At 32.6% G+C, this 15307-nt stretch carries 11 protein-coding genes; 3 read left to right on the forward strand and 8 right to left on the reverse strand.

Translation table 11 applies throughout. From position 1 onward, the window contains the following. Positions 1-54: 54 nt before the first annotated feature. The 6 genes from GKZ86_RS19725 to GKZ86_RS19750 all read right to left on the reverse strand — a co-directional run bounded on the left by GKZ86_RS19725 (position 55) and on the right by GKZ86_RS19750 (position 7832). The gene (locus GKZ86_RS19725; RefSeq protein ID WP_154784766.1) at positions 55-537 is read right to left on the reverse strand and encodes a hypothetical protein; all 483 of its coding nucleotides are present in this window, start codon (positions 535-537) and stop codon (positions 55-57) included. Positions 538-1464: 927 nt separating this feature from the next. After that, a complete protein-coding gene (locus tag GKZ86_RS19730; protein WP_194632589.1) occupies positions 1465-2271 on the reverse strand; it encodes a helix-turn-helix domain-containing protein in 807 nt (268 codons plus the stop codon). Positions 2272-2347: 76 nt separating this feature from the next. Continuing rightward, positions 2348-3523, reverse strand: coding sequence for an FAD-dependent monooxygenase (locus GKZ86_RS19735; RefSeq protein ID WP_154784768.1), 1176 nt, complete (start codon positions 3521-3523; stop codon positions 2348-2350). A 582-nt stretch (positions 3524-4105) separates the two neighbouring features. After that, a complete protein-coding gene (locus GKZ86_RS19740) occupies positions 4106-5194 on the reverse strand; it encodes a PepSY domain-containing protein (protein WP_154784769.1) in 1089 nt (362 codons plus the stop codon). 21 nt (positions 5195-5215) lie between these two features. Then, complete coding sequence (locus tag GKZ86_RS19745) at positions 5216-7348, reverse strand: TonB-dependent siderophore receptor (RefSeq protein ID WP_154784770.1); 2133 nt, start codon at positions 7346-7348, stop codon at positions 5216-5218. A gap of 106 nt (positions 7349-7454) precedes the next feature. Next, the gene (locus GKZ86_RS19750; protein WP_154784771.1) at positions 7455-7832 is read right to left on the reverse strand and encodes a hypothetical protein; all 378 of its coding nucleotides are present in this window, start codon (positions 7830-7832) and stop codon (positions 7455-7457) included. Positions 7833-8777: 945 nt separating this feature from the next. Between GKZ86_RS19750 and GKZ86_RS19755 the strand changes: the two genes are divergently transcribed. Both GKZ86_RS19755 and GKZ86_RS19760 read left to right on the forward strand, forming a co-directional pair. Beyond that, complete coding sequence (locus tag GKZ86_RS19755) at positions 8778-10196, forward strand: hypothetical protein (RefSeq protein ID WP_154784772.1); 1419 nt, start codon at positions 8778-8780, stop codon at positions 10194-10196. Between the two features lie 8 nt (positions 10197-10204). Then, the gene (locus GKZ86_RS19760) at positions 10205-10783 is read left to right on the forward strand and encodes a hypothetical protein (RefSeq protein WP_154784773.1); all 579 of its coding nucleotides are present in this window, start codon (positions 10205-10207) and stop codon (positions 10781-10783) included. Between the two features lie 552 nt (positions 10784-11335). Here the strand turns inward: GKZ86_RS19760 and GKZ86_RS19765 are convergent. Together GKZ86_RS19765 and GKZ86_RS19770 are read right to left on the reverse strand one after the other, a co-directional pair. Then, complete coding sequence (locus tag GKZ86_RS19765) at positions 11336-11542, reverse strand: hypothetical protein (protein ID WP_154784774.1); 207 nt, start codon at positions 11540-11542, stop codon at positions 11336-11338. A 449-nt stretch (positions 11543-11991) separates the two neighbouring features. Next, a complete protein-coding gene (locus GKZ86_RS19770) occupies positions 11992-12339 on the reverse strand; it encodes a hypothetical protein (protein WP_154784775.1) in 348 nt (115 codons plus the stop codon). Between the two features lie 521 nt (positions 12340-12860). Between GKZ86_RS19770 and GKZ86_RS19775 the strand changes: the two genes are divergently transcribed. Continuing rightward, a partial coding sequence (locus tag GKZ86_RS19775; RefSeq protein WP_195936691.1) for a cadherin-like domain-containing protein occupies positions 12861-15307 on the forward strand: 2447 nt, incomplete at its 3' end.

A 15307-nucleotide genomic window follows, 5' to 3' on the forward strand; every position in this document is an offset into this window, starting at 1 on the left:
GCAATAGTTTGTGATTTAACCCTAAGATATAGTAATTAGTCGATTTATTTTTTTCTATCTAAGAATTTCTATTAGCAGAACCCATGCATCTGAAACAGATTTTATAAATGATACAATAAAAGCAAAAGCAATAAAATACAATCCTGTTTGACCTAAAAATAAAATATAAATACCCCCAATTATATATGGTAGTACAGCTAACTGGTCAAAAAATAGATTCATTAAAAAAAGTCTTTTATATTCGGGATTTGTTTCTATGTGGATTTTTAAATCTGCTTTCGTTATAATTGCCCATAAAATAAAACCTAGAAATGTAAACAGGAAGCCAATTAACTTGGGGGTTTGTTTTGGTATAAGCAGAATAAGAGAAAAAATCAAAATAGAAATTAATAATAACAGAGAGAAAGATGCTCGTGTTGGAAGTGATGAATGCTGCAAAATTTTTTCTAGATTAATAGAGATCCCTATAAAAATTAAGCCTGTAAGTGCTGCTGATGCACTTGCTGATGCATTGTAAAAGTTAGAACATTCATACATTTTATTGTATTTTTAAAATTTTTCTGAAAAGTGCCGATTCAATTATATTTTCTTGATACTAATTTTTTGAATGAAGTTAGTTTAAAATTAGTTCTGAAAGACTGCTGGCAGTCCCTCCTGTTCCGTTATTTTTTATTATGATCTGTACACTGTATCAATTAGTTTAATATTACTTGAAGAGCACGCTATTATTTACCTTTGGAGCATGATCTGCTTTCGAAAATTTCATTATATTTTGTAAAAGGTAAAAAAGCTTATTTATAATAATGTATAATCCGTTTTCTATTTCAGGAAAATGGAAATCAAAAAATGTAGTATCCTTTTCTCTTATTATAAGTACATATGAGTTTTTACGTTTTCAATTATTTTATTTAGATGTATATTTTCTATTGGTTGTTTTTTATATCAACCTTGGAATAACTAAGTATAGTTCTATTATATTCTCCATTCTTTGAGCTGAATGATTAATTTTATTGATATGTTTTTTTGTGATTTCATCAAAACTGCTTTCTATTTCTGAATATACTGACAAAACAAAAGGGAAACTTAGTTTATACATTGAAAGAAACTACCCTAGTTAGGGCTGACTGGAATTTAAAATCATTAATACTACTTTATATGAGTCTCTTGCTTTTATGCCAATAGTAATTAAGTTGAGATTATATTCAATTGTGACAACGATGTTATTTTATCAAATATATAATTAGTCAATCTCTGATCATTTCTTGTTTTAATAATTTGATTTATTTTTAGTCATAACTTTCATTATATTTATACTATAAAAATGATTTGGTTGTCATGTGTTCTTAATGATAATTATTTAATCTGAATTTAGCTAGTTTTAAATATGTTTTATTTTTATAATCTATAGTCAATTTAAGTATTTTTTCCAGTATTCATACTTAAGTAATAATAGTCTGATTAATTCTATTTATCACTATCAATATTATAGCGAAGTGGAGGTTTGCCTAAAACTTTTTTAAACATTGTAACAAAGCTGCTACTGCTTTCATATCCTAATTCATAAGCAATGGATTTAACACTTTCGCCTAAAGACAACTTTTTTATAGCAGTAACAATATGTAATTGTCGCTTCCATTGACCATAACTCAAACCTGTTTCCTCTGATAATTTTCTTGCAAGATTTCTTTCACTCATACCAATCTGCTTTGCTATTTGGCTCATTTTTTGTTTATTAGAAGGATCATTTATTAGAAAACCTACTAAATCCTGCAATTTTGCATCGGCAGGCATTGGCAGATACAACTTTTCAACTTTTGCAATGCAAATTTCATCTAACAAAACATTTATAATATTTAACTCTTGTTTAGAATACTTTTCAGTAATAACAAATAAGGAGCAAGCCATAATTAATTCTCGGAGTAATCTGCTTACCAATAGTGTGCAGCAGTTTTCAGGCAAAGACACTTTTTTTGTAGGTTCAAAATAAATGGAAACACATTCAACAGCTCCAGTACCAAAAACACAATGTGATAGACCGCTGGGAATCCAAACCGCATTTTGTGCCGGTACTAGCCAAATTGCATTATCAACTTCGCAATTCAATACACCGTTTTTGACATAAAGCAGTTGCGCTTTTCTGTGGCTGTGACGATACGATTTTTCGAATACATCTAATGGGGTTTTGAAATTAAAAGCCATTACTTCTTTTGGATTGGCATCTATATTTCTTAATATTTCAAAATCATTATTAGCTGCCATTTTTTTATACATTTTTGATTGCAATATATCCATAAAAAGGTAACCCACAATGTTTAAGACCATTGTGGGTTGAGAAATTTAAATATGATTAAATGCCGGCCATCATTTCTGAGTACAATCTAGATGCTGAGCCCAATTCAATTAATCTTTCTAAATTTGCTTTTGCCAATTTAGCCCTGTAAGGACTTTTACCCAGCATTTCTGAGCTGTCATGTAGCATATCTACATAAGAAGAAGAGAATTCTTGATAATTCCAAGTACGCTTCAGGCAGGTGTCTGAGTAAGCGTCTAATGCTGTTTCTTCGCCGGTTTCAAAATAACTTTTTAGAGCTGTTGCCAAAATATCGGCATCATATAATGCAAGATTCATTCCCTTGCCCCCCACTGGCGAAATGATATGTGCAGCATCACCTACCAAAAATATATTTTGATATCTCATCGGCTCAAAAACTGCACTGCGCAATGGAAATAGTGATTTTTCTAAAATAGAAGTTTCTTCCATATCAGGTTCATACATTCTCGACTTTATTTCTTTCCAGCATCTTTCGTCTGTCCAATCCTCTAATTTATCTGTCGGGTGACATTCTAAATACACCCTGCTTTTATCTTGTCTAGGGAATTGAGCTGCCAGTCCTCTTTCTCCCATAGACATGCAGATTTTAGGTTTTATATCTACAAACAAATTCAGCCAGGTAATACCGTAATCCTGTGTGTATTTTTTCAAAATACCATCAGGAATCACTTTTTTACTAACTCCGCTATATCCATCACAGCCAGCTATAAAATCGCAGTATATTTCGTGCTTACCACCTTCTTTGTCTGTGTAGGTTACAGTTGGTTTTTTCGTTTCAAGGTTTATAATCTTAACATCTTTTGCTTCATAATGCAATGCACAGTTTTTTTCAGTAAGATTGTTAATTAAGTTTATAACCAATAATTGCTGCGGACAAAGGCGTACTTCGGAATCAATGCTTCCATCTCCAACATTTGTTGAAAGCATATAGCTTTTACCTTCATAACGAAATTCTGTATCCATTGCCGGCGGACCAACCACTACATCGCCTAAACCCCAGCGAAAAAACATTTTGGAGGCTCTTGCTTCTACTGAACCTGCTCGATTTTGCATTTTAATTGCACTCAAGCTGCTTTGTTCTAACAAAATAAAAGGAATGTTAGCCTGAGAAAGTAAAGCTCCTAATGTTAAACCAGATACTCCAGAACCAATAATTACAACTTTGGTCTCTTCTTTTTTTATTGTTGACATATTTTAAAATGTTTTAGAGTACAAAAATATTCTAATAACAAAACATGTTAATTTGAAATAATAACAATTAATTTATCATTTCTGCCAAAACAAAAAAAGGTTTTCTTGAGAACGACTAGACAAAAGAAAAAAGTGTTTTTTAAAATTCATGCAAATTTATTTCATATAAATCTCTGCTGAATATTTATGTTTCTAATAATATCCGACAAGGTTAATTAAAATTTAATCTTTATAAAATATTTGCCCTTCATGTTTTCTGTACTCATTTATTGAACCCCTTTTAAAGCCTGATAAGGAAATTAAATCACTGCTAAAAATTAAACAAAAAAGATAAATATTATCTGTTTTAAACATGATTTGTGTTCTGTAGATCACGAACCTCTTTTTATGTTGCAGTAATAAGATATTCAGAGCTTCTTTTAGTCTATTTTTTCGAACCGTAAATAATGGTTTAAGATGATTCTGACCCGCTTCATTGGAGATTTATTTATGAATCTTGTCAAGAAATACAGTTCAAATTAAAAGTATTTGGAGCCCTAATCTATTATTTTCATAATGAAGTTTCAACCTGTTTTTAAGCAGTTATTGCTTTTTGCCTTTTCTTTTCCAAAGAATAAATCCCGTAATAGAAAGTATTGCAGGGCTAAATCCGGCAATTACATAAAGAATTTTAATCCAAAAATTATCATAATCCCCTCTGTGAAGCTGTTTCATCATCCAATAAAATCGGTCGGAAAATGATTTTTCTTCAATCCGTATTGTTTTGATCCAATTGCCATTATCACTGTCATAATAAATGTCACTCCCTTTACCAAAATACAATGGATTTTCAGTATCCGAAAACTCGCCGCTTACTATAATATCCGTTTTTTTATCAGCGGCTATTTTTATGGCAATTGGATTAAAATTCGGAATTTCTCTGGCATGTTTTATTACTTGGTCAATATTTGCCTTTACCTGATAATTCTGTTCTTTCTTAGGAATCAATTCCCATTCAGCAGGTAGAAAAAGACTTTTATTCATCCAGAAACCGGTGAAAAAAAGAATGAAATTAAGTATCAAAGTCCAGACACCAATAATCCTGTGCAATGAAGAAGAAAGGGATCTGGAAGATTTACGATTTAACTTCTCTTTAAAAGTAAGTACAGCAAATATCTTTTTACGATAAATGATCACACCTGTAATTAAGTTTAACAGTAAAGCAATGGCCGCAATGGCAGTTATGAGTCTGCCTGGTTTATCAATTAAAAGCGAGTAATGCGCAACATACAGCCAGCGGAAAAAAGGCGACTGCAAAGAGCCGAAACTGCCTTCTCTTACAATTTTCCCCGAATAAGGGTCTATCATACAACAATAGAGATAATTATCGATTGTATTGCCCTGATAATTAAAAATCATAAATTCATAGGTGTCGCAGCTATTTCTCGGAAAAGTCTGCAACATAATCTGTCGTGCTTCGGGATACGTCTCAGAGACTTTATGATACATCTCATTTAACGAAATGGTTTTACTGCCCTTTACACAGCAATGCATTGGTGGATTATTGAAATACTCAATCTCTTTTTTAAAAACCAATAAAGTGCCCGAAATTCCAAAAAACAGATACAGTACCCCGAAAAACAATCCGAGGTAACTGTGCAGTTTAAATGAGGTTTTTGTGATTTTTTTCACTAGAAGTTCTGAATTACAGCATTACAATTTTAATTTTAGAGATAAAATCACTTGGCGAAGGGTTCCCGGAGTAATCATACCACGACCGCCATACCAATAATGTTCATTGAGCAAGTTATTGGCAGAAAGCGAAAATACATAACCTGTTTTCTCAAAACTTAGAACCGAGTTGATTACCGTATAAGGATTTGTGTAAAAAGAACCATTAGTGTTATTAATCATCAAATCTTTACCATAATGACTACCACCTATACCTAATGAAAACCCATTTAATGCTATTGACTGTGGAGCATAATTAACGTACCAAGTCCCAGAAAGTTTAGGACCTGCATCAACAGGTCTTAACCTTTCAGTAAGCGCATCTGAAACAATAAGTTTACTGTCATTATAAGCAAAACCGGCATGCAGAAAGAGTCCTTTTATCGGATTTGATTCTAAATCGGCCTCAAAACCTTTACTGCGCTGCTCACCGTCCTGGAGATAAGAAGCCGTATCATTTGGGTTTTGTCTTACCACATTGGTTACATCAATATTATAATAACTCAAAACCGCATCCAAAAGGTTCTTTTTCAGGGAAACTTTAACTCCCGATTCCCATTGATTTCCATAAACGGGTTGAAAATTGGTCATCTGTCCGTTTACCGACTGTGGTGCCTGCGGCTGAAAACCATTCATATAATTAGCAAACAATGCTATTCTTTCAGGAATAATCTGGTAATTAATTCCTAATTTGGGAGAAACAGCCGTTTGTGTATAATCACCGGTAGTTGTTGCTGTTAATAAATCCTCAGTTCCTTTGTTATTAATGTAATTGATTCGGGCACTAAGCATTACACTTAAATTCTCCAATGGGTTAATAACATCTGAAACATATACTGAATAATGATCCTGAATCGCCTTATAATTCTCTCCATACGGTTTTGTAGCCAATTGACCAGAAATATATTCATTATTAAAATTAGCATTTTGAGGATCTGAAGCAGTAGCCGAAACTTTAGTAAAATTCATAGATTTACTGGCAATCCCGTAGAGATAATGATAATATTCAACACCTGTAATTAGTCGGTTTTTCATACTCCCAATTTTGAAATTCCCCACGAAGTCCTGTTGGATTTGCTGGCTGGTAATATTTTCCGGATACATTCTGTACACTCGACGTGTTACATTTTGACTGTTATCATCTAATCTTAGCCTAATGTAATCACCCGGAGTTTTATTATTGATTGAAATTAAATTGGTTTCCGATTTCCAATTTTCTGAAAGCCTGTAAATGATTTTTCCGTAAATATTTACCGCCTTATTATTGAGCGTAACCGAGTTGTCATTGAAAGAACGGTAATAATCTAAATTGAGTTCATCAGCCGATTTAGCAGTTCCCAAAGCTACTTGGTACAGCGGATTATTCGTAGCCATTTTGTTTAAAATTTCTGCATCAAGCTGAATTTTTAAATCATCGCTAAACTTGTAAGAAATGCTGGGAGCTAAGAAAAATGTTTTTGAAAAACCTTGATCCTGAAAAGTATCATTGTAGTTATAAGCGCCGGTTAATCGAGCAAGAATCTTTCCATCTTTGTCAAGAGGCCTGTTGATATCAATAGTTGCTCTTTGTAAATTATAAGATCCGCCCATAACAGTAATGTCGGCAAAAGTGGTTTGTTGGGGTTTTACGGTAACACGATTAATCAGTCCGCCGAAAGTAATCATGGTTGCGCCACCACCTCCAAAAATTACGGCGCTTGGTCCTTTGATGACTTCTAACTGGGCGATGTTAACTGGATCCATATCAGAAGCCACATAACCGTTTACACCATTTCTGAAGCTGGAACGGGTACGAAATCCCCTGATGGAATAATAGGGTGAAATTCCTGCCCAACTAGGAGCAACACCTGTGGCATTTTTCAGCATTTCGCCTTGAGTGAAAAAATTTCTGTTTTTAATAAGTTGTGGTGAAACCGAAGCGGTCACCTGAGGATTCTCCAAGTTCTTGAGCGGTAATTTAGAAGCTAATTCACTTGAAACATCTTTGGATTTTCTGACTCCTTCAATAATCACCTCGTCCATTAAGGTATATTTGTTGGTTATACTATCTTTTTTTTGTGCATAGATTTGTAGTGAAGCCACAACAGCTACCGAAAAAAATATCACTTTTTTCATTTTGTAATTTTTATATAATTGTAATTTTATTAGAGTGCTTACACTCTTTCATTGTTGTATAACAATGAAAAATCATTCCAATAAGAATTGAAATTGAAATTAGAATTTATATAAAAAGAGAAGGGGGACGGAAAGTCTCGGTTAAAACAGAAATAGGCTTATTGTCGAATCTAGCCGAAAAGTCAGCTTTGATTTCAATAGGTTCTATTAATTTGAAAGTGTTATTTGAAGTATGTAAAATGTAAAACAACTCTGTTTTTTCTTTAAGGTTGTTCTGCATTTTCTTTTCGTTGTCGTCGTATTTTTTTAGACTTTTTTGAAGTTCACAGCGTCCGTTACAGGTATTAAAAACCATTTTTCGCTGTACGCAGATTGTTTTTACAATTTCTTGCTGCTCTAGTTTAAAAGATACATAAACAAATACACTACCAAATGATGATACTAAAATAATGCAGCTAAGCAATATGATTAGATACTTTTTCAAAGTTGTTATTTTTGTTTACGACCGCAAAAATACCATTTTTTGTTTTTCTTTTGAAGAAAGGTCTTATTTACTTCACCAAAAAAACACCACTTTGCTTATTTATAATCACTTAGGATTAAAACTTTATTATGTAAATTCTATTATTATCTATTAAAGATTCAATTTAAAATGAAAGTTGGAGATTAATACTACTGTGTCTTAAATAAACTTCATAATCTTAGCCAATTTCTCGCACCATTGGTCGGGATCTGAGAATAAAAATATATCCTGTGTTAACTTTTAACTCTATATAAACTGAATAGCTTTTAAAAGTTTAACATATAAGTTAAAAATCTTTACAGGGTTCGAACCAGAAAACTCAATAAACATAAGGATATGTTGATCAATTAAAAATGCAGAAAAATTTGTTGAACCCAAAAAAGCCTGCAAAATAAATACTTCACAAGCTTTGTCTTTTTCTTGGAAACTTCTTGGTACAAAATTCGAATTTTTTACTTGAAGATTTTCAAGTTTTAAGCAAGTTGACACAGTTTTAATAATGAAAGCATTTGATTGCCCGATTTTATTAAAAAGTTTCAACTAGTCTACTAGTCTACATGGGGCTGATAAAAAGCGCACCCAAAGTAAAACAAAGCCTTTTTTAATAGAGTTTAAAAAGCTATGAATACAAATCCCCTTTGCAATAAAACTGTACTAAAAATTGTTTTTCAATCAAAATTACTAAGGATTATCAATTAAATTACTAGCTAATTTTTTTTTTTGCTAAGCTTTTGCAATGGTATTGCAAAAAATAACGGATTCTTTGTTGGATAGGGTAGGCTGATAATCATTATAAATCACTTAATCTACTTTTTTGTTTTTTTTTGTAAGAAATACCTAAGTAGTTTTTTTGAATAGCTAAAATGTATACTTTTGGTTTTCGAAAGAAAAAACTGAAATATAACCATGAGAAACTACAAACCAGAGAAATTAAAACTAACAAAAAGAATGTTTCTTTTTACCTTGGCATTGGTACTAACCAATTGTCAGGACAATGAAAACCTAACAAAGCAGGAACAAAGCACAATTAAAACCGTAAGCATCAATGATGCTAGAGCATTCTTAGCAAGGTCAGTTAATAATCCTATGGCTAAAATATCAGGCAGTGAAATAGATGAGCTTGAATTTGATAAAGCAACACTGGAAAAATTAAACGGCAGCGATCAGTTATTGACCGTAATTCCTTTTGCAACAAATAACGAAATTCGAAATGATCGTGTTTTGATAGTGAAGATAGACGATGAGATTAGAAGCGTTATTTTTAGTATGCAACCTGATGAGAATTCTGTTGAAGGTAGTTTTTCTGGAAAACTGCTTATTTACTCACTCGATGGTGATTTTATTAACGGGTACAAAGCAAAAGATGGAATTATTGACATTCAATATGTAAAGACTAATGCAACAAAATCTTCGACTTCAAAAACAATAGATGGAGGAGAATTAAAAGAAGTAGTTATTGGTCCTAAGCCTAAACTGACTAATGCTGTTAGTTTTGATATGATTTGGGGAAGTGGCGGTTCAAGTATGGGTTATGCTCCTGTAGGTGGTGCGTCAGGAGTCACTTGGGATGCGACTGGCGGCGGCGGTAGTGGCAGTGGTATTACAGCGCCAACATCTGCACAAATTGTTGCTGAATTAGAGAAAAAAATAGATGGTACTAAGCTGGATCCATGTACTAAAGCAATTTTAGATAAATTAAAGAATTTAACACAGAGTGATATTGCTAATATAATGTCAAAGTTAGGAGGGAAATCTGAAGTTTATACTTTAACTTTTGATATTGGAAATACAAACGGTAATCTTGCAGCAACAAATAGAAATGCGCTTAATACTTATACAACTATTTTAGATAAAGATTTTTTGGATGGTAATGACGGTACAGGTATAAATAAGCCTCCAACTGATTTGGTTATTGCAGCTGTAATAATACACGAAGTTGTACATGCTTATTTCTTCAGTTTATTTGACGATAAAATAAATAGCAATAAGCCAAAAGCATTAGATAATTTTGATTTATTGTATCAGAGATATGTTACAAAAAACTATGTAGGAACTGATGATGCTCAACACGCTCAAATTTGGAAAAGTTTTATTAATGTTATGTCTTCTTCATTACAAGAATATAGTACTGGAGTTCCTACTAATTCTCCATCGCAATTTTATCAAGATATTATATTGGGAACTCTAATGAAAACAGATAATTTTGCCGGTAAATATCCCACAGATGGCCAAGAATACAAAAGGATCACAAATAAATATTTGACTGAGAAAAATAATGGTAATAATGACCCTGAATACACTCCAAAAGGGAAACCTTGTAAATAATTGAAATTATGAAAAAAATAATATGCTTAATTTTAGTTACAACTTTTATTTCCTGTTCATCATCAAAAACAGAAAAGAAAGTAATTAATGATTTTTTAGATAAAGAATTAAAAACAGATAAATCTACTGTTATTTTAGTTGAAGAATCTTTGCCTAAAATTAAAGCTTTGCAATATTATGAAAATGCTTACAATGAACGAAATCTCCATGAAGGTGAAATACGTTTTGCGCCAAATGGATATCCTCCATATACTTGGGAAATAGATTCTATAGAAATAGGTGTTTTAAAAAAAGAAGCTTTAAAAGATACTATTACCTATCACTGGGCAGCTTCAGATTTTAAAAACCAAAAATTAAAAATTGTGCCTTATAAAACAATTAAAAAGCGAGGAAGCCGTCAATTAGGCGAAAATGGAATTTATTTATCAAAACCTTTAATAACTACAGATAAAAAACATGCATTTTTATTTTATAGGTCTTTTGCTGTCGAGATAGGCTTTTCTAATGAAAAAGCAGTATTGTTAAAAAAAGTAAACGATATTTGGGTAGAATTGAATCATTACAATAACGTTATGGAAATTAATTAAAATATAAAAGAAAGCTTTTTAAGATAATTATTTGGAAGAATTGAAGAATATCTTTTTAAGGCAAGAAATTGACTTAAAATTAATTTTCGAACATAATAATAAAAAATATAGGAAAACTATTTTAAGCATTAGACTAATAATTAGTTTAATGTTTTTTTGTTTAAGCTAGTATTTTCGACAAAATTTCGGCAAAATTGAAAATAAAAAACTCCTAAACCCTTTTAAAATAAAGGTTTAGGATTTTTTTAAGTACGCAGAGCTGTAATAGAAGAAAACAAGTAGGTTTTGACTTCATACTGGTAGATGGTCAATTTAGGAATTCCCTAATATGAGCAGATTTAAGATATCTTATGAGTTGAGCTTTTGTTAAAAAAATCAATCACTCCAGTATTCATAATTGTATATTTTTTTGTTTATTTTAAGCCTGAATTATGGTCAGTTAATTTTGCTACAAGATAATCAATATTAGCGATTTTCACACTAAGGAACTATCTCGGATCTCGTTTTTAGATATTCTCAGTGAGTACATCTTACTTAATCTTTAAAAACACTTTAAAAAGAAGAACGAGACGAAAATCGGGCTTTGTTCCAAATTGTATCCAGAGTTAACGAATCTGAAAGACCTTGTAACAGTACTTTTTTTGCATATTCGACTCTTAATTCGGCACGTATTTTTGTTAATTTAACGTTTAAGATAGTATTGAAAGAATAATAAAGAGGGTGTTTGGGAACATTCATGAATCGAGAAAGTTTTTCCATCGAAAAATTAGGATTCAAATAGATTTCACTCTCTATTAATATACTCTAGAATCGATTGTAATAATTCTGTAAATTTTGGATCAAGATTTTTTTACTGAAAATCGGTCTGCTCTTTATTCTTTTCTTCTTTATCAGAAACAATTTTTTCCTCTCCTTTTATATCGGCTTTAAGGTGTACAAAATCATTTTTTTGTCTTTTATCATCTGTGGAATTCCATAGAGTATTTCAGGAAAAATAAGTAAACTTACAGGTATCATCAAGAGACAAAAGCCTACTATAGTCATTGGTAAATCGGTTTTTAAACTGACAAGATCCGGATTAGGTTCTTTTAAGAAAAGATAAGAGAGTACTACAAAACTTACCGAGGTAATAATGACTATAAAAACGAAACTGAAGAGCCATATCAGTATTTTTCGTGATTGCTTTTTAGGGATATAGTCATTTGTTTTCATATTCGCCCAAATTTACACAGCATGACTATCACGGATATAGTATAAATAGATAGCAGCGTTGGTCTTGCAATAATGTTTATCGTATTTGGATAAAGCTCTACGGTAAAAGTTTTAGCAACCATAGTGTCTTTAAAAAGTTTTTCCGCCAGTGCTAGTTTATATGAAAAAGGAGTTAATAAATAAGGGGTTATACTTACCATATTGATAAAAGACGGAACTAAATGGATAAGGTCTTTTTTAGAGAGCTTACGATTATCAAACAGCGTACCTCTTATATAGAAATGAAACAACGGCTCAAGTATTAAACCAACTAGAGCTGTATTATTATAAAGAACCGCTGTCAAAAACAGACTTTTCTTAAACAATACAATATAGTGTACCACCGAATAAGATGAAAAAACAGGGCAGATATATAAGGACTCATTAAAAAATAATAGCGAAAATAGGACCTTTTTAGACAAACAAAATTAACAAATACAATATTAAAATCAATCTTATATTAATTTATTCAGACCTTTTTTCTAAAAGATTAATATTTTGATTTTGAAGCTGTAAGTGTCTTTATGTTTTTTTTGTTTTCCAAAATCTTCGTTTTTGGACAATGTTTAAAATTACAAACAACTTGTTTTTAGACCGATTTTGTTTTTTTGCATCACTAAAAATCAAAAACATTTTTTTGTAAAAATACGACACTTTGATTTTCAGTCAATCTTCTGGAAATTAAAAACACATGATTTTTTTGAATTATTTATAAAGCCTGCTTATCTCTAAATAAGTACTCGAAATTATTAATTTGATTTTAATACCAGCTGGAGATAACTCTTTTTATGTCCCGTTTTTTTTTGAATTTTTAAACAATTATTATATGATGAATTTTACTTATTTTAAGTTTTTAGTGTTAAATAAGGAGGGAACCGTCAATCGGCTTCTGGTCAGTCTTTTTTTGCTATTTAGTTTAAATGGTTTTTCACAAACCAATATTTCAGGAATAGTAAACAGTTACTTTTCGGTTACAGCAATTAATCAGCCAGTTTGCGCTCCTTGTGATTTAAACTGTGCTAATACTATTACAGTTAGTAACACTGCAGGACTTTCGGCTGGGGACAAAGCTTTGATTATTCAGATGAAAGGAGCTGCGATTAATACTACTAACACCAGTGGCGGTGGTGGTATTACAGCAATTAACAATACGGGGAATTATGAATTTTTTGAAATTAAAAGTATTGCAGGTAATGTAATAACACCTGTATATCCCTTGATTAAAAGTTATACAATTAGCGGTTTTGTCCAGGTAGTGAGGGTTCCAAAATATACGGGAACAGTAAATATTAACGGAACCTTAACTGCAAAAGACTGGATCAATTCAGATAGAACTGGAGGAGTGTTGGCTATTCAGGCTGATAAGGTAACTTTTAACGCAGATATAAATGTTGCAGGAAAGGGATATCAGGGAATTCAGATGTTAACAAATGGGCCGAATAATGATTGTACGATTAATCCAAATACACAATATGTACAAAATAGTACTTATACAGCATCTTTTACCAAAGGAGATGGTATTGTTATAGACAATACAGCTAATAATAGAGGTAGATCACCACGAGCGAATGGTGGAGGTTCTGGTGTTGCAGGTGATTCTGGTGGTGGTGGTGGATCAAACTTTGGAGCCGGAGGAGAAGGCGGTAAGCGCTGGTGCGATGTCAATGGATTAAATGCCGGTGGTATTGGAGGTGTTAGTCTGACATCATATTTTGCTCAGGATAAAGTTTTCCTTGGTGGAGCTGGAGGATCTGGATATGTAACAACAGGTAATCCTTCAACAGCTGCTGATGGTGGTGGTATTGTAATCATTTTTGCTGATGAAATTATAGGAAATGGTCATTCGATAATAGCTGATGGTTTTGCACCTTCAGCCGTTAATCCTACAGGTGCACCAGATGGTGGTGGAGGTGGCGGCGCCGGAGGAACAATAGTTCTAAAGACTCCGATTTTTAACGGTAATCTGACGGTATCTGCTAAAGGAGGAGATGGTCAGGATTTAAATACAAATACTTATCACGGTCCCGGAGGCGGAGGCGGAGGTGGTGCCTTACTCTACTCTTTAGCAAGCTTGCCTGCAAACGTAACATTAATATCGACAGGAGGTATTGGCGGACAACACCTAGATGGTCAACGAAACGGATCACAAAATGGGTCAGCGGGAGGAAGTGTTTCTTTGTATATTCCGATAGAAAATCCTAATTATGAAGGAAATCAGGATAATGACGGTCTTAATGTAGATTGTGATTTGGATGATGATAATGATGGAATTTTAGATACAGTTGAAATAGGAAGTTTACCCGATGCTTTTGGAGATTTAGACGGTGATAAAAAAGTGAACTATATCGATAGTGATGCTCCAGGATTTACAGATACAAATTCAGACGGAATTGACGACAGATATGATGAAGATTTAGATGGAATAATAAATCAGCTGGATTTAGATTCAGATAACGATGGATGTCCTGATGCTGTAGAAGCTTATGGAACCACTACGGCAGATCCGGATTCAAACGGATATTATGGTACGGGTAATCCTCCGGCAACCAATGCCACTGATGGTAAAGTAACATCCGCTTCATATAGTGCCCCTGTGAATACTACAGGTACCAGCAAGCCAAATTATTTGGTTCGAAATAGTGTTGCAATCACTACATCACCCGGAAACCAAACTATAAATTCCGGTACGAATGTTACCTTTAACTCTGTTGTTACCGGAACACATATAGTATATACCTGGAAACAAAGTACAGATGGTACCACCTGGACAACTGTAACGGATGGCGGAACAGTTCCTGCTTTTTCAAATGCAACAACAAATTCGTTAACCTTAACGAATGTCCCATTTTCATATAATAATTATCAGTATAGAGTAGATCTTACAAGTACTTCAAATGTTTGTACCCAACTTTCTTCTAATACTGCAACATTAAGTGTAGTTAGCGTTAACAATAATCCTGTGGCAGTAAACGATAATTATACCGTTGCCGAAGATGCAACTGTAACGTTAACCCCATTGGCTTTAGATTCAGATGTTGATGGCGATGCTTTAACGATTACTTCAATCAATGGAACTGCATTAACAGGCGGAGTTCAGAGTATTTCAGTTACAAACGGAACTGTAAATATCTCAGCTGCGAATGTGATTACGTTTACAGCAGTTTTAAATTATAATGGAGCGATTAGTTTTCCTTATGTTATCAGCGATGGTCACGGCGGAACAGCTACAGCCAATGAACTTATTACCGTTACACCGGTAAATGATAATCCAGT

It is taken from the genome of Flavobacterium sp. LC2016-13 (assembly GCF_009707955.1).
Lineage (GTDB): Bacteria > Bacteroidota > Bacteroidia > Flavobacteriales > Flavobacteriaceae > Flavobacterium.